This window comes from Microbacterium sp. NPDC056052, assembly GCF_042266785.1.
In the GTDB taxonomy this organism is placed as follows: domain Bacteria; phylum Actinomycetota; class Actinomycetes; order Actinomycetales; family Microbacteriaceae; genus Microbacterium.
The window spans coordinates 141610-159266 of the sequence record NZ_JBHJWV010000008.1; the positions used below are offsets into that span (position 1 = coordinate 141610).

18 protein-coding genes and 1 pseudogene are annotated in these 17657 nt (G+C 70.5%); 9 read left to right on the forward strand and 10 right to left on the reverse strand.

Features of this window, described 5'->3' with window-relative positions; genetic code table 11:
• Positions 1 to 23 precede the first annotated feature (23 nt).
• Together ACFC1J_RS15880 and msrB are read right to left on the reverse strand one after the other, a co-directional pair.
• A pseudogene (locus ACFC1J_RS15880) lies at positions 24 to 551 on the reverse strand (nitroreductase family protein); the annotation flags it as partial.
• On the reverse strand, positions 548 to 964 hold the full coding sequence (gene msrB / locus ACFC1J_RS15885) for a peptide-methionine (R)-S-oxide reductase MsrB (protein WP_292720660.1): 417 nt from the start codon (positions 962 to 964) through the stop codon (positions 548 to 550). The pseudogene ACFC1J_RS15880 and the gene msrB, both read right to left, overlap by 4 nt.
• A gap of 106 nt (positions 965 to 1070) precedes the next feature.
• Between msrB and ACFC1J_RS15890 the strand changes: the two genes are divergently transcribed.
• The 3 genes from ACFC1J_RS15890 to groL all read left to right on the forward strand — a co-directional run bounded on the left by ACFC1J_RS15890 (position 1071) and on the right by groL (position 3746).
• A complete protein-coding gene (locus ACFC1J_RS15890) occupies positions 1071 to 1328 on the forward strand; it encodes a DUF3263 domain-containing protein (RefSeq protein WP_292720663.1) in 258 nt (85 codons plus the stop codon).
• Positions 1329 to 1402: 74 nt separating this feature from the next.
• Entirely contained in the window at positions 1403 to 2008 is a 606-nt protein-coding gene (locus ACFC1J_RS15895) for a LytR C-terminal domain-containing protein (RefSeq protein ID WP_375908133.1), read from the forward strand.
• 118 nt (positions 2009 to 2126) lie between these two features.
• Positions 2127 to 3746, forward strand: a complete 1620-nt coding sequence (gene groL / locus ACFC1J_RS15900) for a chaperonin GroEL (RefSeq protein ID WP_375908136.1) — start codon at positions 2127 to 2129, stop codon at positions 3744 to 3746.
• Positions 3747 to 3876: 130 nt separating this feature from the next.
• Here groL and ACFC1J_RS15905 read toward each other — a convergent pair whose 3' ends face one another.
• From ACFC1J_RS15905 to ACFC1J_RS15915, 3 genes are all read right to left on the reverse strand, one after another.
• Positions 3877 to 4164: a WXG100 family type VII secretion target gene (locus tag ACFC1J_RS15905; RefSeq protein WP_375908139.1), complete on the reverse strand. Its 288-nt coding sequence runs from the start codon at positions 4162 to 4164 to the stop codon at positions 3877 to 3879.
• A gap of 146 nt (positions 4165 to 4310) precedes the next feature.
• A complete protein-coding gene (locus tag ACFC1J_RS15910; RefSeq protein ID WP_375908142.1) occupies positions 4311 to 6017 on the reverse strand; it encodes a sensor histidine kinase in 1707 nt (568 codons plus the stop codon).
• Between the two features lie 3 nt (positions 6018 to 6020).
• On the reverse strand, positions 6021 to 6713 hold the full coding sequence (locus ACFC1J_RS15915) for a response regulator transcription factor (protein WP_292720678.1): 693 nt from the start codon (positions 6711 to 6713) through the stop codon (positions 6021 to 6023).
• 123 nt (positions 6714 to 6836) lie between these two features.
• Here ACFC1J_RS15915 and ACFC1J_RS15920 point away from each other — a divergent pair, with 123 nt between their 5' ends.
• Complete coding sequence (locus ACFC1J_RS15920) at positions 6837 to 7430, forward strand: NADPH-dependent FMN reductase (protein WP_375908145.1); 594 nt, start codon at positions 6837 to 6839, stop codon at positions 7428 to 7430.
• A 122-nt stretch (positions 7431 to 7552) separates the two neighbouring features.
• On the opposite strand, the gene ACFC1J_RS15925 is transcribed toward ACFC1J_RS15920, so the two are convergent.
• Complete coding sequence (locus tag ACFC1J_RS15925; RefSeq protein WP_375908148.1) at positions 7553 to 8089, reverse strand: TetR/AcrR family transcriptional regulator; 537 nt, start codon at positions 8087 to 8089, stop codon at positions 7553 to 7555.
• Between the two features lie 109 nt (positions 8090 to 8198).
• On the opposite strand from ACFC1J_RS15925, the gene ACFC1J_RS15930 reads away from it, so the two are divergent.
• Entirely contained in the window at positions 8199 to 9101 is a 903-nt protein-coding gene (locus ACFC1J_RS15930; protein ID WP_375908151.1) for an alpha/beta fold hydrolase, read from the forward strand.
• 135 nt (positions 9102 to 9236) lie between these two features.
• On the opposite strand, the gene ACFC1J_RS15935 is transcribed toward ACFC1J_RS15930, so the two are convergent.
• The 3 genes from ACFC1J_RS15935 to ACFC1J_RS15945 all read right to left on the reverse strand — a co-directional run bounded on the left by ACFC1J_RS15935 (position 9237) and on the right by ACFC1J_RS15945 (position 13023).
• Complete coding sequence (locus tag ACFC1J_RS15935) at positions 9237 to 10880, reverse strand: DNA repair helicase XPB (protein ID WP_375908154.1); 1644 nt, start codon at positions 10878 to 10880, stop codon at positions 9237 to 9239.
• A 68-nt stretch (positions 10881 to 10948) separates the two neighbouring features.
• Positions 10949 to 12724 (reverse strand): helicase-associated domain-containing protein, encoded by a 1776-nt coding sequence (locus ACFC1J_RS15940; protein ID WP_375908157.1) that lies wholly within the window; start codon positions 12722 to 12724, stop codon positions 10949 to 10951.
• Positions 12725 to 12747: 23 nt separating this feature from the next.
• Complete coding sequence (locus ACFC1J_RS15945; RefSeq protein WP_045273484.1) at positions 12748 to 13023, reverse strand: hypothetical protein; 276 nt, start codon at positions 13021 to 13023, stop codon at positions 12748 to 12750.
• A gap of 115 nt (positions 13024 to 13138) precedes the next feature.
• Here ACFC1J_RS15945 and ACFC1J_RS15950 point away from each other — a divergent pair, with 115 nt between their 5' ends.
• Together ACFC1J_RS15950 and ACFC1J_RS15955 are read left to right on the forward strand one after the other, a co-directional pair.
• Positions 13139 to 13519, forward strand: coding sequence for a cold-shock protein (locus ACFC1J_RS15950; protein WP_251446244.1), 381 nt, complete (start codon positions 13139 to 13141; stop codon positions 13517 to 13519).
• Entirely contained in the window at positions 13512 to 14219 is a 708-nt protein-coding gene (locus tag ACFC1J_RS15955; protein WP_375908161.1) for a DUF3027 domain-containing protein, read from the forward strand. Before ACFC1J_RS15950 ends, ACFC1J_RS15955 begins: the two co-directional genes overlap by 8 nt.
• Before the next feature lie 118 nt (positions 14220 to 14337).
• On the opposite strand, the gene serC is transcribed toward ACFC1J_RS15955, so the two are convergent.
• The gene (gene serC / locus ACFC1J_RS15960; RefSeq protein WP_375908164.1) at positions 14338 to 15450 is read right to left on the reverse strand and encodes a phosphoserine transaminase; all 1113 of its coding nucleotides are present in this window, start codon (positions 15448 to 15450) and stop codon (positions 14338 to 14340) included.
• A gap of 194 nt (positions 15451 to 15644) precedes the next feature.
• Between serC and ACFC1J_RS15965 the strand changes: the two genes are divergently transcribed.
• Positions 15645 to 16337 (forward strand): metal-dependent transcriptional regulator, encoded by a 693-nt coding sequence (locus ACFC1J_RS15965; protein WP_375908167.1) that lies wholly within the window; start codon positions 15645 to 15647, stop codon positions 16335 to 16337.
• 286 nt (positions 16338 to 16623) lie between these two features.
• Positions 16624 to 17460 (forward strand): peptidoglycan DD-metalloendopeptidase family protein, encoded by an 837-nt coding sequence (locus ACFC1J_RS15970; RefSeq protein WP_375908170.1) that lies wholly within the window; start codon positions 16624 to 16626, stop codon positions 17458 to 17460.
• Positions 17461 to 17657: the final 197 nt, after the last annotated feature.

Below are 17657 nucleotides of genomic sequence, written 5' to 3' on the forward strand. Positions count from 1 at the left end.
GCGTCGTCGTCTGCGCGCTCGGTCGGCATCCGGGAGAGCACGGCCTCGGCGTCGACGGGTGAGCGCCGACCCGGCTGCTTGCCCGGCTTGCCGCCCACGTAGAGCCATCCGAGCAGCTCCTCGTCGGGGCCGAGTCCGTGCGCGCGCGCCACGGCCGCGGTGCGGGTGTATCCGCCCGTGCGCCAGATGACGCCCCAGCCCGCCTCGTCGAGCAGCAGGCTGAGCACGTGCGCGACGCCGGAGGCGACCGCCTCCTGCTCCCAGCGCGGCACCTTGTCGCTGCGCCGGTAGCTGGCGACGACGGCGATCAGGAGGGAGGCGCGCAGCGGCTTGGACGACGGCGACGAGTCGCCCGTCGCCTCCGCGATCGCGGCTCCCAGCCGTTCCCGGTCCTCCCCGCGCAGCTCGATCAGGCGCCACGGCCGGAGCGAGGAGTGGTCCGCGACCCGGCCGGCGGCGGCGATCAGCGGCAGCAGCTGATCGCGCGTCGGCGCCTCGGGGGTCACCTTGGACCAGGACTGCCGGCGCCGGACGGCCTCGAGCGCGCTCATGCCTCGGTGGCGGATTCGTCCGGCTGGAAGGACAGCGCGATCGAGTTCATGCAGTAGCGGTCGCCGGTCGGCGTTCCGAACCCGTCCGGGAAGACGTGGCCCAGGTGCGAACCGCAGTTCGCGCAGCGCACCTCGGTGCGGGTCATCCCGAGACTGGTGTCCTCGATGAGCTGGACGGCCTCGGGGCGGACGGACTCGTAGAAGCTGGGCCAGCCGCAGCCCGAGTCGAACTTCGTGCCGCTGCGGAACAGCTCGGCACCGCAGGCGCCGCAGGTGTAGAGGCCGGCGCGGTGCTCGTCGAGCAGCTCGCCGGTCCATGCGCGTTCGGTCGCGGCCTCGCGCAGCACGGCGTACTGCTGCGGGTCGAGCTCGGCCCGCCATTCGGCGTCGGTCTTGGTCACGCGGTGCGACATGGATCCTCCCGGGGTCGGATCCATTCTCCCGCGTTCCGGGCGCTGAGGGGCCACGGGGCGGGCGCGCCGTCCCCGGGCGGCGCGCCCTGCGGCGTAGCCTGGGACGGTGACCGACCTCCTGAGCGACCGCGAACGCGTCATCCTCGCGTTCGAGGCGCGGCGTCCAGGGCACTCCAGCGCCAAGGAGGAGGCCATCCGCGCCGAGCTGGAGCTCACTCCGGCGCGGTACTACCAGCTGCTGGACCGGGTCATCGATTCCGAGCAGGCGCTGGTCGAGGATCCGATGCTGGTGCGTCGTCTGCGCAGGATCCGCGAGGACGCGGCCGCGCGCAGAGCCGGTCGCACTGCGCTCTCCGCAGGCTGAATCGCGGGACGCGCCTCGCGCTCGCGGCCTGTCGTTCACGGAAACCGCAGGAGCACCCCGGATAACATCATGGAATGCCTGAATCCGCCCGCGACCGATTCGACGTGATCCCGCACGCCCAGGGCCGGGTCGGCGCCCATCGTGCCGAGAACCCCGGGATGCGCGGCTGGTTCGTTCTGCTCTGGGCCGCCGTGGCGACGGCGGTGCTCATCGCCATCGGCATCTTCGCCGCGATGCTCGCCATGGGCAGGATCAGCTTCGACGGGGGCACGCCGGTGCCCAGCGTCTCGCGGACGGCGACGGCCTCCGCCCCGGCGCTGGACACGTCGTACGCGGTGCTGGTGCTGAACGCGACGACCGCGAACGGCCTCGCCGCGAGCACGCGCGACACGATCGTCGCCGCCGGGTTCGACGGGAACGCCGTGGCCGCGAGCGATGCCAGCACGCAGGACTTCCCGGCGACCACGGTCTACTACAAGACCGAGGCCGACAAGTCCGCGGCGCAAGCGCTCGCGAACCTCATCGGGGCGACGAAGATCGCCCTGAGCGATCAGTACGGCGACGACGTCGTGGCCGGGCAGAAGCAGCTTACGGTCGTGCTCGGGCTGGATCTCGCGAAGAACGCCCCGACGACCGAGCCGACCCCTGCGGACACCTCGGGCGACGGATCGCAGGGCTGAGGGCCGGCGCGCTCCGCGCCGCTTGCACTCTCAGGGGGCGAGTGCCAGACTGGGTTTAGCACTCGACTGATCTGAGTGCTAAACCCAATGTCTACGTCCAGGAGGGACGACAGTACTCATGGCAAAGATCATCGCTTTCGATGAGGAGGCCCGTCGCGGCCTCGAGCGCGGCCTGAACATCCTGGCCGACGCGGTCAAGGTGACCCTCGGCCCGCGTGGCCGCAACGTCGTGCTCGAGAAGAAGTGGGGCGCCCCCACGATCACGAACGACGGCGTGTCCATCGCCAAGGAGATCGAGCTCGACGACCCGTACGAGAAGATCGGCGCGGAGCTCGTCAAGGAGGTCGCGAAGAAGACCGACGACGTCGCCGGAGACGGCACCACGACCGCCACCGTCCTCGCTCAGGCGCTCGTCCGCGAGGGCCTGCGCAACGTGGCCGCCGGTGCCGACCCGATCAGCCTGAAGAAGGGCATCGAGAAGGCCGTCGCCGCGATCACCGCCGAGCTGCTCGCCTCCGCCAAGGAGATCGAGTCGAAGGAGCAGATCGCCGCGACCGCGTCGATCTCGGCCGCCGACCCGGAGATCGGCGAGCTCATCGCCGAGGCCATCGACAAGGTCGGCAAGGAGGGCGTGGTCACGGTCGAGGAGTCCCAGACCTTCGGCACCGAGCTCGAGCTCACCGAGGGCATGCGCTTCGACAAGGGCTACCTGAACCCCTACTTCGTCACGGACCCGGACCGCCAGGAGGCCGTCTTCGAGGACCCGTACATCCTCATCGCGAACCAGAAGATCTCGAACATCAAGGACCTTCTGCCCGTCGTCGACAAGGTGATCCAGGACGGCAAGGAGCTCGTCATCATCGCCGAGGACGTCGAGGGCGAAGCCCTCGCGACCCTGGTGCTGAACAAGATCCGCGGCATCTTCAAGTCCGTCGCCGTCAAGGCTCCGGGCTTCGGTGACCGCCGCAAGGCGCAGCTGCAGGACATCGCCATCCTCACCGGCGGCACCGTGATCACCGAGGAGGTCGGTCTCAAGCTCGAGAACGCGACCCTCGACCTGCTGGGCCGTGCGCGCAAGGTCATCGTCACCAAGGACGAGACCACGATCGTCGAGGGTGCCGGCGACGCCGAGCAGATCGCCGGTCGCGTGACCCAGATCCGTCGCGAGATCGAGAACACCGACAGCGACTACGACCGCGAGAAGCTGCAGGAGCGCCTCGCCAAGCTCGCCGGCGGCGTGGCCGTCATCAAGGCGGGCGCGGCCACCGAGGTCGAGCTCAAGGAGCGCAAGCACCGCATCGAGGACGCCGTCCGCAACGCGAAGGCAGCCGTCGAGGAGGGCATCGTCGCCGGTGGTGGCGTCGCGCTGATCCAGTCCGGCACGAAGGCCCTCAACGGCCTCGAGCTCACGGGTGACGAGGCGACCGGCGCGAACATCGTTCGTGTCGCGATCGAGGCGCCGCTCAAGCAGATCGCGCTCAACGCCGGTCTCGAGCCGGGCGTCGTCGCGCACAAGGTCTCCGAGCTCCCCACGGGTCACGGCCTCAACGCCGCGACCGGCGAGTACGGCGACATGTTCGCACAGGGCATCATCGACCCGGCCAAGGTCACCCGCTCGGCGCTGCAGAACGCCGCGTCGATCGCCGGCCTGTTCCTCACCACCGAGGCCGTCGTCGCCGACAAGCCGGAGAAGGCGTCCGCCATGCCGGCCGACCCGTCCGGCGGCATGGACTTCTGAGTCCATCCCCTTTTCGAGAAGGCCCCCGGGATCCGTCCCGGGGGCCTTCTCCGTCCGCGAGAGAGGGCTCGCGGCCTGAGGCGCGCCTCAGCGCCTGCCGTGCACGTCGCCCCACGTCGTGCGCGCCCGGTCAGCGGAACAGCGCCACAGACTCGCTCTCGGCCTGCGCGTAGAACTGCTCGGCGGATCCGAGCGCCTGGGCGATCGTCGCGAGAGCCTGCTCGACGTGGGCCTGCGCGCCGCGCCACTGCTCCGCGGCGTTCTGACAGGCGAGGGCGGCGGACCCTGTCCAGGACGTCTGCAACGAGGTGATCTGCGAGAGCATGGTCGCCGAGTCGCTCTGCAGCCGGTCGGCGGTGGCCTGCACGGCGAGCCGCGTGGTGGAGACCGCGTCGGTGTCGACGCTGAAGACGGTCATGGGGATCCTTTCGTCGAGGGGCATCGGATGCGTTCGACGATAGGGATCGGGGTGGCGCGGGGGCGGGCTCATCGCGCAATCCGTGCGGAAGTTGCGCCGCATCGGCGATGTGCGGACCGATCCGGGCGCCGGCGAAGGGCGCGGGCTCAGCGCGACAGATCCAACGGTTCGATGGGCTGCGTGTCCTGCAGCAGGTGCTCGGGCGTCGCCCGCGGCGGGGCGAGCGGCAGCGACACTGTGAAGGTCGCGCCGCCGCCCGGCGTCTCGGTCACCTGCACCGAGCCGTTCAGCGCTCGCACGATGGACGCCACGATCGCGAGACCGAGGCCTGCGCCGCCGGTGTCCCTGGTGCGCGAGGAGTCGGCGCGCCAGAAGCGCTGGAAGATCTGATCCCTGATCTGCTCGGGGACGCCCTCTCCGTGATCCACGATCGAGAACCAGCCCACGTCCCTGCGCCGGTCCGCGCCGACGACAACCTCGATCGGGGAGTCGCCGGGGGAGAAGCGCCGGGCGTTGCCGAGCAGGTTCGCGATCACCTGGCGCACCTTGTTCTCCTCGCCGAGCACGATCGGCGGGGTGGAGACGGGGGCGACGATCGCTTCGGAGAAGTCGATCTCGGGAACCGGGTCGCCGTCCCTCGGACGCCGGCGCAGGATCGCCGGTATGCGGCCGCGCGTGGGGGTGCTGCGCGTCACGGGGGCGGGCCGCATGATCGCGGTGGCGGAACGAACGGGCGGATCCGTGGGATGCGCCTCGGCGGTCATGTCGACGACCGTGACGGGGCGCTCCGGTGCGGCCGCACGCAGATCGAGTGCGGCGTCCTGCGCGAGCGGACGCAGATCGAGCGGTTCGATGGTCAGCTCGCGCTGCTCGTCCAGGCGGGCGAGGGCGAGCAGATCCTCGACGAGCACGCCCATCCGCAGCGCCTCCTTCTCGATCCGGTCCATCGCGCGTGCGGTGTCCTCGCCGGGCTTGATCGCGCCCATCCGGTACAGCTCGGCGTAGCCGCGTACGCTCACGAGCGGCGTGCGCAGCTCGTGGCTGGCGTCGCCGACGAAGCGGCGCATCTGCTGCACCGAGCGGTCGCGCTGGGAGATCGCCGCATCCAGGCGGTCGAGCATCGTGTTGATGGCGCCGTTCAGCCGCCCCACCTCGGTGGTCGGCTCGAGGTCGGTGAGCCGCTGGCTGAAGTCACCCGCGGCGATCGCCATCGCGGTGGACTCCACGCGCCCCAGCCGGCGGAACGCGAGCGTCACCAGCCCCCGGGTCGCGAGCGCGGCGATGATGATCGTCACGAGCGCCACAGTGGTGAACACCCCGAAGAACGTCGCGAGGATGCGGTCCGGCTCGTCCAGCGAGACCGCGACCATCTGCGTGTACGTGATGTTGGTGCTGGGATCCTCGCGCACCGCGACCGCCGCGCGGAACTCGGATCCGTCCGCGCCGCGCAGGACCATCGGCTCCGTGCGCCCGGCGTCGAGCGTCGCCCGGGCCAGGGGATAGGAGGTCGGGAATTCCGGCTTGACGGCCTTCGGTGCGCCGCCGCCGGAGTACACGAGCGCACCTGCCGCGTCGTACACGGCGACGAAGTAGTCGGCGAGGCCGAGCGTCTCGTCCTTCAGGGCGACGTTGAAAGCGCCGTATCCGTCAGGGGTGATCGTGGCGAGGTCGCTCGTCACGAGTGTCGGCAGCTGGGATTCGACGTTCTCGATGAGCAGATTGCGCAGGATCGGCATGGTGCCGATGCCGGTGACGACCAATCCGAGCGCGAGCACGCCGACGGTGACGCCGGTCACCTTCGCGCGAAGGCTGATCCGGCGCCACCATCGCGTGATCGCGTCGGGCTCTGCCATCCGTTACGCGGACTTCCCCACCTTGAGCATGTAGCCGAAGCCGCGCTTGGTCTGGATGACCGGCTCCTCGGTGTGCGGATCGATCTTGCGGCGGAGGTACGAGATGTAGCTCTCCACGATTCCCGCGTCGCCGTTGAAGTCGTACTCCCAGACATGGTCGAGGATCTGCGCCTTCGACAGCACACGATTGGGGTTGAGCATGAGGTAGCGGAGGAGCTTGAACTCGGTCGGGCTGAGCTCGATCGGGGTGGATCCGACGAACACGTCGTGCGTGTCCTGATCCATCGACAGCTCGCCGGCGCGGATCACGGACTCCTCATCCGCCTGCATCGTGCGGCGCAGGATGGCCTGCGCGCGGGCGACGATCTCGTCCAGCGCGAAGGGCTTGGTGACGTAGTCGTCGCCTCCGGCGTTCAGGCCCTCGATCTTGTCCTCGGTGTCGTCCTTCGCCGTGAGGAAGAGGATCGGCGCCGTGAATCCTGCGCCCCGCAGACGCTTGGTGACGCTGAATCCGTTCATGTCGGGGAGCATCACATCGAGGATGATGAGGTCGGGCTCCTCCTCCAGCACGGCCGAGATCGTGGCGGCGCCGTTGGCGACCGTCTTCACCGAGAAGCCGGCGAAGCTCAGGCCCGTGGAGAGGACATCGCGGATGTTGGGTTCGTCGTCGACGACCAGGATGCGCGCTTCAGTCATGCCCCCATTATGGTGACCCGATCCGTGTTCGCGCTGATTGCGGGCGGAACTTCCCTAGGGAATGGCTATGCGACGGCTCAGGATCCGTGACGATCCGGCCCCTCGGGGTGCAGAGTGAGACCCATGAAGATCGACATCATCGAGCACGAGGGACCGTACCGTGTCGGCGTCGTCATCGGCAGCCTCTCCCGGGAGTCCATCAATCGCCGCCTCGCGAACGCGCTGACGCATCTTGCCCCCGAAGGCTTCGAGTTCTTCGAGATCTCCTATGCCGAGCTGCCGTCGTACAACCGCGACTTCGACGCCGACTATCCGCAGGTCGCCCTCGACTTCAAGGCCGCGGTGGCGAGTGCGGACGCGGTGCTGTTCGTCACGCCCGAGTACAACCGTTCGCTGCCGGGGCCCTTGAAGAACGCGATCGACTGGGGGAGCAGGCCGTGGGGGCAGAACGTGTGGGCGCACAAGCCGACCGGCGTGGTGGGCGCGTCCATGGGCGCGATCGGCACCGCGGTCGGCCAGCAGTCGCTGCGTGCGACGCTGGGCTTCCTCAACGCCCGGCAGATGACGGCGCCTGAGGCGTACATCCACTACTCGCCGGGACTCATCGACGACGACGGCCGTGTCACGACGCCCGGGACCGAGGAGTTCCTGCGCCAGTTCATGGCTGCCTTCGCCGAGTTCACCGCCCGCGTGCTGACGGTCATCCCGCAGACCTGACCCGCCCCTCCTGCGTCCTTCCGGCGTCCTTCCTGACCGCGAGACTCCAACTGGGCGACGAGACTGCGCGTGGGAGCTGCAGTCTCGTCGCCCAGTTGGAGTCTCGCAGTAGGTGACGGGGGTCAGGTCTGCAGCGCGGCGTCGACCGCGCGAGCGATCACGTCGTCGATCGGCACGTCCGGATCCACCGTGAGGCGGTGCAGGAGAAGGCCGTCGCACGCCGCCATCAGGAAGGTCGTGTTGCGCGCCGCGCTCTCGCCGCCGAGCTCCGTCAGGACGCCGCGGATCCACTCCTCCATGCCCCGGCGCTGATCCCGCAGTGGTCGGATCGCGTCGTCATCGGCCTCGAGGAACAGCGCGTATCTCGCGCGGGTGCGCGTGGCCAGCGGGCCGGTCTGCGCGGCGCCCATGCGGGAGAGCAGTGTCACGAGCTCGTCCCGGCTATGGGGCTCGGGAAGACCTCCGTCCTGGCGCTCCTCGTGGGCGAGCCACTCGACCACGCCCGCGACGAGAGCAGCCCTGGTGCGGAAGTGATTCGACGTGGAGCCCGCGGGCAGCGCGGCCGCGGCGTCCACCTTCCCATGCGTGAGGGATCGGATGCCCTCCGTCCCGATCAGGGTCACGGCGGCATCGAGGGCGCGGCGGCGGGTGCTGCTCATGTAGAAGAGCGTAACTACTACGTTCCTAGTGACGCGACACTATGAACGTAGTAAAGTCAGGGCTGCGGGCACACGAACCCGCGTCGTGCGACGACAGGGAGGTCTCGCCATGGACATGCAGGCGTCTTCGCCGGGGGCGGTCGGACGGACGTGGTCGCCGCCGCTTCCCGAGGTGCACGGCTTCGAGCACCTCGTGGTCGAGACCCCGGGCATCCGCACGCACGTCGCGGTCATCGGGGAGGGCGAGCCGGTCGTCGCCCTGCACGGCTTCCCGATGCACTGGTGGCAATGGCGTGTCATCGCGCCCGCGATCGCCGCGCAGGGATATCGAGTGATCTGCCCGGACCTGCGAGGATCCGGCTGGACCGAGAGCGAGGATCCGGGATTCCACGCCGAGTCGCAGGTCGATGACGTCGAGGCCGTGCTCGACGCGCTCGGCATCGAGAGCGCGTTCCTCCTGTGCCACGACATGGGGGCGATCTCCGGGATGCAGCTCGCGTACCGGCGTCCGGAGCGCGTGCGTGCGATCGTCCAGGTCTCGGTGCCCCCGGGATTCATGGAGTTCACGCCCCGGGTCATGCCGGCGTTCGCGCACATGCCCGCTCTGCTCACGCATCATCCAGGGCGTCCGCTGCGGTATCTGTTCGGACCGCGCTATGCCGCGCAGCCGATGGCCGACAGCACGATCGATACGTATCTGAGCGTCCACGATCGACCCGAGGTCGAGCGCGCCGTCACCGCGCTGTACCGCGGCATGGTGATTCCGGTCTCGATGCGGCTCATGCGCGGGGTCTACACGCGAATGCGGCTGCATCCGCCGATGCTGTGCGTGTTCGGCCAGCAGGACGGGCCGTTCGCGGAGCCGATCGTGCACCGCATCTGTCGCAACCATGCCGAGCACGCCGATCGGTTCGCGTTGGCCTTCGTCGAGGGCGGCGCGCATTTCCTCACCGACGACAGGCCCGATGACGTCGTGCGGTTGAGTCTGGACTGGTTCGCCCGAGCCGCCTAGGGATGCCCCTCCCGACCGCGAGACTCCAACTGGGCGACGAGACTGCGCGTGGCGACTGCAGTCTCGTCGCCCAGTTGGAGTCTCGCGGACAAGGAAGCGGGCGGGAGAGAGCGGAAGCGGGCGGGGAGAGGGCGGTCAGGCGGCTTCGAGCTCGTGCGCGTCCAGGATCGTGTAGCTGTAGCCCTGTTCGGCGAGGAAGCGCTGGCGGTTCTGCGCGTAGTCCTGATCGACCGTGTCGCGGGCGATCAGCGTGTAGAAGCTCGCCGTGTGCCCGGATTGCTTCGGACGCAGCAGGCGTCCGAGCCGCTGCGCCTCCTCCTGCCGGGAGCCGAAGGATCCGGAGACCTGGATCGCGACCGAGGCCTCCGGCAGATCGATCGAGAAGTTCGCGACCTTCGACACCACGAGCAGTTCGATCTCGCCTTCGCGGAACTGCCGGTACAGCTCCTCGCGCTCGTCGACCGGGGTGGCCCCGGTGATCGACGGGGCGTCGAGGGCCTGGGACAGCTCCTCGAGCTGGTCCAGGTACTGCCCGATCACGAGGATGCGCTCGCCGGGGTGCTTCGCGATGAGCTCACGCACGGCGGTGATCTTGGCCGGCGCGGAGGCGGCGAGGCGGTAGCGCTCGTCGTCGGTCGCGGCAGCGTACTCCAGCCGGTCGTCCGGCGGCAGGTCCACGCGCACTTCGTAGCAGGCGGCCGGGGAGATGAAGCCCTGCGCCTCGATCTGCTTCCACGGCGCGTCGAAGCGCTTCGGTCCGATCAGGCTGAACACGTCGCCCTCGCGGCCGTCCTCGCGCACGAGCGTGGCGGTCAGGCCGATCCGCCGCCGCGCCTGCAGGTCGGCGGTGAGCTTGAACACCGGCGCGGGCAGCAGGTGCACCTCGTCGTAGACCACGAGACCCCAGTCCATCTCGTCCAGCAGCGACAGGTGCGCGTACTGGCCCTTCCGCTTCGCGGTGAGGATCTGGTACGTCGCGATCGTGACCGGCTTGACCTCCTTCACCTGTCCGGAGTACTCGCCGATCTCCTCCGCGGTCAGGCTGGTGCGCTTGATGAGCTCGTCGCGCCACTGCCTCGCCGAGACGGCGTTCGTGACCAGGATCAGCGTGGTCGTCTTGGTCGCGGCCATCGCGCCGGCGCCGACGATCGTCTTGCCGGCGCCGCAGGGGAGCACGACGACGCCGGATCCGTCCTTCGCGAACGCGTCGACCGCGTCCTGCTGATAGGGGCGCATCGTCCAGCCGTCTTCGGCCAGGGTGATCTCGTGCGGGGTGCCGGGCGTGTAACCGGCGAGGTCCTCGGCGGGCCAGCCGATCTTCAGCAGTTCCTGTTTGATCTGCCCGCGGGCCCAGGCGTCGATGACGTAGGTGTCGGGGGAGGGATGCCCCACGAGCAACGGCTGGATCCGCTTGTTCCCGGCGACCTGGGTGAGCACCGCGGGGTCGGTGGAGCGCAGGATGAGCAGGCCCTCCTCGTCCCGCTCGATCACGAGCCTGCCGTAGCGGTTCACGGTCTCGCGGATGTCGACCGACACGGACGGCGGCACCGGGAACCGCGACCAGCGGTCCAGGGTCTCGAGCATGTCCTCGGCCGTGTGGCCGGCCGCGCGGGCGTTCCACAGACCCAGGCGGGTGACGCGGTAGGTGTGGATGTGCTCGGGTGCGCGCTCCAGCTCCGCGAAGATCGCGAGTTCGTGCCGCGCGCTCTCGGCGTCGGGGTGCGCGACCTCGAGCAGCACGGTGCGGTCGCTCTGGACGATCAGCGGGCCATCAGACATAGCGGATCAGTCTACCGGTCGTGCCGGGGAAGAGGCGTCCGCCGCCGGCGCGGCCGTCGAGGACGGCATCAGGATCCGGTGTCCTCGATCGCGCGTGTGGACAGGATCGAGCGGATGGGCAGCGTGCGCTCGACGTCGCTCGCGCGGTCGCGGCCGCGCAGGCGCCCGCCTCCGAAGCCGGTCACCTCGAGCACGAGCTCCCGCGCCGTGCCGTCGGGCATCGCCACCTCGACGGCGAGCACGGCGCGCTGCTTCGCGGCGTGCTCGAGCTCGCGCTCCAGCCAGGCGGCGTCCGCGTCGCCCTCACGGGCCTCGCGCAGGTGCGCGATGAGCGCCGCGTAGCGCAGCGTGTCGGAGGGCGCCGGGGGAGCGCTCTCCGCGGTGGTGCGCACCGGGCGCTCGACGGCGCCGTCCGCGTCCACGAGGGCGGCGGGGTAGTGCTCGTCGGTGAGCGCCCAGAACACGGTGTCGCGGTTGACGCGCGTGGTCAGCACGGTCCCGTCCTCCGCGCTGTCCTCGGGGACGAGGCCCAGCGGGCGCAGAGCCTGATCCACGCCGATCGCCTGGAGCAGGTGCGGGTCGCGGCTGCGCACGCGGGTGCGCCCGGTCTCCGGATCCGCGCCCACCTGCACCTGGCCGTGCCGGCTCGCGCTCTGCGCCAGCAGGTAGCGCAGCGGCTGAGGCACGCCGGTGAGCGAGATCTCCTCGAGGAACGCCAGGACGCCGTGCTCCGTCTCGCCCGCGGACAGCGCGGTGCTGAGCGAGTCGGCGGTGAAGCGGTAGGAGGAGGCCTGGCTCGCCGACTCCCGGGCCGCCATGCCGCGCAGCCGCAGATCGAGGGCGGGCAGCAGGGGGCCCGGGGCGATCGCGGTGAGGTCGTTCTGCAGGAAGATCCGGTCGACCTCCGCGGGGACATAGGCGGCGAGGGCGGCCGGATCCGGATCCGCACCGCGGCGCGGCGCCTCGGCCCATGGGGTCTCGAGAGCCGAGCGACTCGCTCGATCGTCCATGACGAGGCCGAGCAGCCGTGCCTGCCGGAGCAGGGCGTCGGTGCGCGCGGGCCAGGCGGGATCCCAGGGATGCGCGTCCCCCCACTCCCGCAACGGGATCCAGCCGCCGTCTGCAGTGCGCAGCACCTCGGGGAGCGCGGCGCGGAAGCCGGAGACCAGCTGCGCCCACCGCTCGGCGCCGGGGAGCCGGAGCCACGCCGCGCCGGCGGCGGAGAGGAGCAGCGTGCGATCGATCGGCCGCAGCAGGCCCGCGGCCGTGCCCACCGCCAGCACGTCGTCGAGCAGTGCAGGGTCGTCCGGGAGACCGCGTTCGCTCAGCCGGCGCTTCTCCGAGAGCCCCACCGTGCCGCCGGCGAGCAGGGCGAGCGGTCCCTCCTCGGCGAGGAGCAGGGCGTCGGCGAGGGTGGCGACCGTGGTGAAGGCCCGCTCGGCCGCGCGGGCCGCCGAGGGTTCGTCGGCGTTCCCGGCGAAGGCGTCGGAATCGGGAGAGGCCGCGACCGCGGCGGCCGGTGCATCGCGCCCCGCGACAGCGGCCGCCACCGACGGCGGCAGCGTCGAACCGGAGGGCGGGAGCAGAGCGAGCGAGCGCAGGGACTCCGCGACGGGACCGGGATCCGCGCCGGCCGCGGCCGCCACGAGTCCGCCGGCCTCGGCGCGGGTCAGACGGGGGAGGATGCGTGCCAGCGACGACGGATCCAGTAGCGCCTCCGCGGCGTCGAAGAAGTCGTTCCAGCCGGCCTCGGGGCGCACCTCTCGACGGCCGAAGAGCGCGGCGAGCTCCTCGTCGGTGCGCGCGGACAGCGCCTCGGCGAGTAGGCGCGCATGGGTGCTCATGGGGAGAACAGCTCGCGGCGGCGTCAGGAGCGCCGCGCCGCGCGGCCTCTCCGCACGAAGCTCATGATGAGCAGCACGACGATCATCACGAACGCGATCGGCAGACCCCAGAACGGGAACACCCCCACGACCGGCCAGGCGCCGTGCGCGAAGTCGGCCTGCTTCATCCCCACCGCGGTCGCGATGATGATCACGAAGAAGCAGATCACGGAGAGTGCGGCCAGCGTCAGCGCGCCGAACGTCAGGAACCGATCGATCCGGCGGATCTCGGGCTCGGGGGCAGGCTGCCGAGTGCTCATCCGTCCCAGCCTACCCGCTCCGTGACCGGTAGGCTGGTGGGGTGCGGGGCTTCCGCACGCGTCCCGATCGGATCCGCTTGGATCCGGCGCCCGAGTATTGCAGCGAGGTTCTCCCATGCCCACCGGCAAGGTCAGGTTCTACGACGACGAGAAGGGGTTCGGCTTCATCACCACCGATGACGGCCAGGACGTCTTCCTGCACGCCACGTCCCTCCCCGCCGGGTCCGCGGTCAAGGCCGGCACCCGAGTCGAATTCGGTGTCGCCGACGGCAAGCGTGGTCTGCAGGCGCTGTCCGTGCGCGTGCTCGAGGCTCCGGTGAGCCTCGCGAAGACCAAGCGCAAGCCCGCGGACGACATGGCCGTGATCGTCGAGGACCTCGTGAAGCTGCTCGACGGCATCGGCGGAGACCTCCGCCGCGGCCGCTACCCCTCGTCCAGCCACGGCCGCAAGATCGCCGCCGTGCTGCGCAACGTGGCCGAGGACTTCGATGCCTGACGGTGACGTCACCGGCGCCGAGCCGGTCGAGCCGGGGCGGGCTGCGGACGAGACGGTCGCGCCGGCGGTCGAGGAGCGCTTCTCGATCGACGAGCCCCTTGCGATTCCGCTCGTGAGCGAGCGCCTGCTGGGCGCGCGCGATCTGGCGCTCGCGGCCCTGCACGAGATCACCCCCGCCGCGTCCGTGGGCCCGGCCGCCGGCTACCTCCCCGAGGTCGACGGCGTGGTCTCGCTGCGGTTCGAGAACCGCCTCGGCGGCTACCCGGGCTGGTACTGGACCGTGTCCGTCGCCCAGGTGGGCGACGAGGAGCCGACCGTGCTGGAGGCCGAGCTGATGCCGGGCGACGGCGCCCTGCTGGCACCCGAGTGGGTGCCGTGGGCCGAGCGTCTCGCCGACTACCGCGCGCATCAGGCCGAGCTCGCCGCTTCGGCTCAGAACGACGCGGAGGCGAGCGGCTCCGACGGTCTTCCCGGTGAGGAGCTCGTGGAGGGAACCGGCGACCTCGACGAGGACGATCTCGACGAGGACGAGCTGGACGAGGACGAGTTGGACGACGACGAACTGGACGATGAGGCAGCGCCGCGTCTGCACGCCGGCGACCTCGACGGCGTGGACATCGACGAGCTCGACGACTCCGCAGAGGACGACTCGGACGACGAGGACTCGGACGACGAGGACGACGACTCCGAAGAGGAGTGAGCATCCGTCTTCCCGGGCAGCGCCCGGGAAGCTCCCGATACGAGAGAAGGCGCCCCCGAGCGGGAGGCGCCTTCTCTCGTATCGCAGCGGGGCTCAGGCGCCCTGGTCGCAGCGGGGCTCAGGCGCCCTGGTGCTCCAGCACGTAGTCGATCGAGCGGATGAGCTGGCGCACGTCGTCCGGCTCGATCGAGACGAACGTCGCGATCCGCAGCTGGTTGCGGCCGAGCTTGCGATACGGCTCGGTGTCGACGATGCCGTTCGCACGCAGCGTCTTGGCGACGGCCGCGGCGTCGACCGAGTCGTCGAAGTCGATCGTCGCGACGACGGGGGAGCGGTCTGCGGGGTCCGCGACGAACGGCGTCGCCACGGAGCTCGCCTCCGCCCAGCGGTAGAGCTCCTGAGCGGACTCGGTCGTCCGCGCGGCGGCCCAGGCGAGTCCGCCGTTGCCGTTGATCCACTGCAGCTGGGAGTCGAGCAGGTGCAGCGTGGTCAACGCCGGAGTGTTGAGCGTCTGCTCGAGGCGGGAGTTGTCGACCGCGTTCTTCAGGCTGAGGAACTCGGGGATGTAGCGTCCGGACGCGGCGATCCGCTCGATCCGCTCGACGGCGGCGGGGGACACCGCCGCGAACCAGAGGCCCCCGTCGGATCCGAGGTTCTTCTGCGGGGCGAAGTAGTAGACGTCGGTCTCGGTCACGTCGAAGTCGATCCCGCCGGCGGCGCTGGTCGCGTCGATCACGGTGAGAGCGCCGTCCGCGGCGACGCGGCGGATCGGGGAGGCGACACCGGTCGAGGTCTCGTTGTGCGGCCAGGCGTACACGTCCACGCCCTCGACGATCTCGGCCTCGGCGCGCGAGCCGGGCTCGGCGCTTCGCACATCGGGCGCCTGCAGCCAGGGTGCTGCCGCCGCCTTCGCGAACTTTCCGCCGAACTCGCCCGAGACGAGGTTCTGCGCGCGGTTCTCGATGAGGCCGAACGCGGCGGCGTCCCAGAACGCGGTGGATCCGCCGTTGCCGAGGATGATCTCGTAGCCCTCGGGGAGGCGGAACAGTGCGGAAAGCTGCTCGCGGACACTGCGGACGAGGTTCTTCACCGGCGCCTGGCGGTGCGAGGTGCCCAGCAGGCTCGACCCGACGGCGGCGAGTGCGCTCACCTGCTCGGGGCGGATCTTGGACGGGCCGCATCCGAAGCGGCCGTCGACGGGCAGAAGTTCGCGGGGAATCTCGATCGCCATGCACAGATTCTAGGTGCCGTCGAGGGGGCGCCCCCGACCGTGTGACACCATGCGACGGGCTCCGCGCCGTCGCCCGTGATCCCGTGCCGCCGGGTGTGCGACGCCGGGTTGCGGTGCAGAGCCGGCGCCTATCCGCAGAAGGTAGGCTTGCCTAACAGCAGGCGACCGCATCCGCGGCACGACAAGGGGAATCGATGGCTGATCTGATCGACACCACGGAGATGTACCTCCGCACCATCCTCGAACTCGAGGAGGAGAACATCGTCCCCCTGCGCGCCCGGATCTCCGAGCGCCTCGGGCACTCCGGTCCCACGGTGTCGCAGACGGTCGGCCGGATGGAGCGCGACGGCCTCGTGGTCGTCTCCGAGGACCGCCGCCTCGAGCTGACTGAGGCCGGGCGCCGCAAGGCCGTGGACGTGATGCGCAAGCACCGCCTCGCGGAGCGCCTGCTCTCCGACGTGATCGGGCTGGACTGGGCCTACGTGCACGAGGAGGCCTGCCGCTGGGAGCACGTCATGAGCGAGCAGGTGGAGCGCCGCCTGGTCGAGCTGCTGGGGCACCCCACCGAGTCGCCGTACGGCAACCCGATCCCGGGGCTGGATCAGCTCGGAGGCGCACCTGCGCGCACCTTCGACGAGGGCGTGATCGGCCTCGTCGAGCACATGAACACCGCCGGCACGCCCACCGAGGGCACCGTGCGCCGTCTCGCCGAGCCCGCGCAGGTGGATCCCGAGCTGCTGGAGCAGCTCCGCGACGCCGGGGTCGTCCCCGGTGCGCGCGGCCGGTTCCGCTTCAACGAGGGCTACGTGCTCATCGAGGTCGACGGGCAGGACGAGGGACTCGAGCTCCCCGTCGAGCTCGCCTCGCACATCTTCCTGGTCGCCTGAGGGGCCTCGCACCGTTCCAGGCGGCCCCCGCCTGGACGTCGCCTGTACGCGCTCGACGGAATCCGCGGGAATCCGGCGTTCAGCGGATCCTTTGGGCAGCGTGACACGTTCGTGACTTTCCGGTAGCGTCGAGAGGGCCGTCGGCGAGAAGCCTGTCGACGGACTCCACGGCGCTCGCCTCATCGGCCCGTCGCCGCCGTGGGGAGACATGCGTCCGAACCCTGTGCGGACCGACCCGATCGACGACGGACCGGCGCGATCTCGCGCAGAGGCCGGAGGACAGACTTTGCCTGAGACCACGATCGAGACCCCGAGCCAGACGAGCGCCGACGCCCCCGCGCACCAGAAGGCTGCGAGCCGATCCGCTGCTTTCGTGCGCCCGGTGCGGACCGTGGCCATTCTCGGGGCCGTCGGCGCCCTGGTCGCCGCGATCGCCCTCCCGGCGTTCGTCTCGACGAGCGGTGCCGCGGATGCGGCTCCGGTGACCACCGAGCAGCTGGCAGCCGACAACGCGCAGTCGATCGTGGTCGCGTCCGAGGCCACGCAGGCCCCGAGCACGCGCGGGCAGTTCACCGCCACCACGCCCGACGAGATCGAGAAGCGCAAGGCCGAGGAGGCCGCCGCTGCGCGGGCCGCCGCCGCGGCCGCGGCTTCTGCGGCGTCGGCCGCGTCGACCAGCAGCTCCTCCCGCCCGTCCCTTGCCGGGATGGCACTGGTCGCTCCGGGTTCCGGCGCCGTGCGCTACCCGGTCACCAGCTTCACCCCCGGTGAAGGCCCTGGGTCCGGTCGCGGTCACGAGGGCTGGGACATGATCGCCCCCGAGGGCACCCCGATCTACGCGGCCGCCGCCGGCACCGTGACGGCCTCCGCCGAGAGCATCGGCGGCTACGGTGTCTCGATCATGATCATGAGCAACCTCAACGGCACCATGGTGGAGACCCGCTACGGTCACATGATCTACGGCAGCCGGATGGTGGAGGCGGGCGACCAGGTCTCCGCGGGCCAGCTCATCGGGCTCATGGGCAACACCGGGAACTCGTACGGATCCCACCTGCACTTCGAGGTGCGCATCGGCGGCTCGGTCATCGACCCCGAGCCCTGGCTCGCCGCGAACGCGGGCTGACCGGCATCAGCCACCCCGGGCGACCGCTCGGATATCGGTCATCCCGAATCGGGGGGTGACAGATTCATCACGATCGGGTAACGTCGGGGAGGTCGCCGACGAGAAGCCCGCCGGTGATAACCCCGGCGGCCGCCTCCCGGTTCGTCACCGCCGTGGTCATCCTGATGCACGTCGAAATCCCGACGTGCAGTGAGTAC

What these genes read in the sequence shown, in the direction of transcription:
- ACFC1J_RS15935 (WP_375908154.1), bottom strand. Translation starts at nt 10,880, where the DNA reads ATGTCTGATGGCCCGCTGATCGTCCAGAGCGACCGCACCGTGCTGCTC.
- ACFC1J_RS15945 (WP_045273484.1), bottom strand. Translation starts at nt 13,023, where the DNA reads ATGAGCACTCGGCAGCCTGCCCCCGAGCCCGAGATCCGCCGGATCGAT.
- ACFC1J_RS15930 (WP_375908151.1), top strand. Translation starts at nt 8,199, where the DNA reads ATGGACATGCAGGCGTCTTCGCCGGGGGCGGTCGGACGGACGTGGTCG.
- groL (WP_375908136.1), top strand. Translation starts at nt 2,127, where the DNA reads ATGGCAAAGATCATCGCTTTCGATGAGGAGGCCCGTCGCGGCCTCGAG.
- serC (WP_375908164.1), bottom strand. Translation starts at nt 15,450, where the DNA reads ATGGCGATCGAGATTCCCCGCGAACTTCTGCCCGTCGACGGCCGCTTC.
- ACFC1J_RS15925 (WP_375908148.1), bottom strand. Translation starts at nt 8,089, where the DNA reads ATGAGCAGCACCCGCCGCCGCGCCCTCGATGCCGCCGTGACCCTGATC.
- ACFC1J_RS15955 (WP_375908161.1), top strand. Translation starts at nt 13,512, where the DNA reads ATGCCTGACGGTGACGTCACCGGCGCCGAGCCGGTCGAGCCGGGGCGG.
- msrB (WP_292720660.1), bottom strand. Translation starts at nt 964, where the DNA reads ATGTCGCACCGCGTGACCAAGACCGACGCCGAATGGCGGGCCGAGCTC.
- ACFC1J_RS15915 (WP_292720678.1), bottom strand. Translation starts at nt 6,713, where the DNA reads ATGACTGAAGCGCGCATCCTGGTCGTCGACGACGAACCCAACATCCGC.
- ACFC1J_RS15910 (WP_375908142.1), bottom strand. Translation starts at nt 6,017, where the DNA reads ATGGCAGAGCCCGACGCGATCACGCGATGGTGGCGCCGGATCAGCCTT.
- ACFC1J_RS15895 (WP_375908133.1), top strand. Translation starts at nt 1,403, where the DNA reads ATGCCTGAATCCGCCCGCGACCGATTCGACGTGATCCCGCACGCCCAG.
- ACFC1J_RS15965 (WP_375908167.1), top strand. Translation starts at nt 15,645, where the DNA reads ATGGCTGATCTGATCGACACCACGGAGATGTACCTCCGCACCATCCTC.
- ACFC1J_RS15920 (WP_375908145.1), top strand. Translation starts at nt 6,837, where the DNA reads ATGAAGATCGACATCATCGAGCACGAGGGACCGTACCGTGTCGGCGTC.
- ACFC1J_RS15905 (WP_375908139.1), bottom strand. Translation starts at nt 4,164, where the DNA reads ATGACCGTCTTCAGCGTCGACACCGACGCGGTCTCCACCACGCGGCTC.
- ACFC1J_RS15940 (WP_375908157.1), bottom strand. Translation starts at nt 12,724, where the DNA reads ATGAGCACCCATGCGCGCCTACTCGCCGAGGCGCTGTCCGCGCGCACC.
- ACFC1J_RS15950 (WP_251446244.1), top strand. Translation starts at nt 13,139, where the DNA reads ATGCCCACCGGCAAGGTCAGGTTCTACGACGACGAGAAGGGGTTCGGC.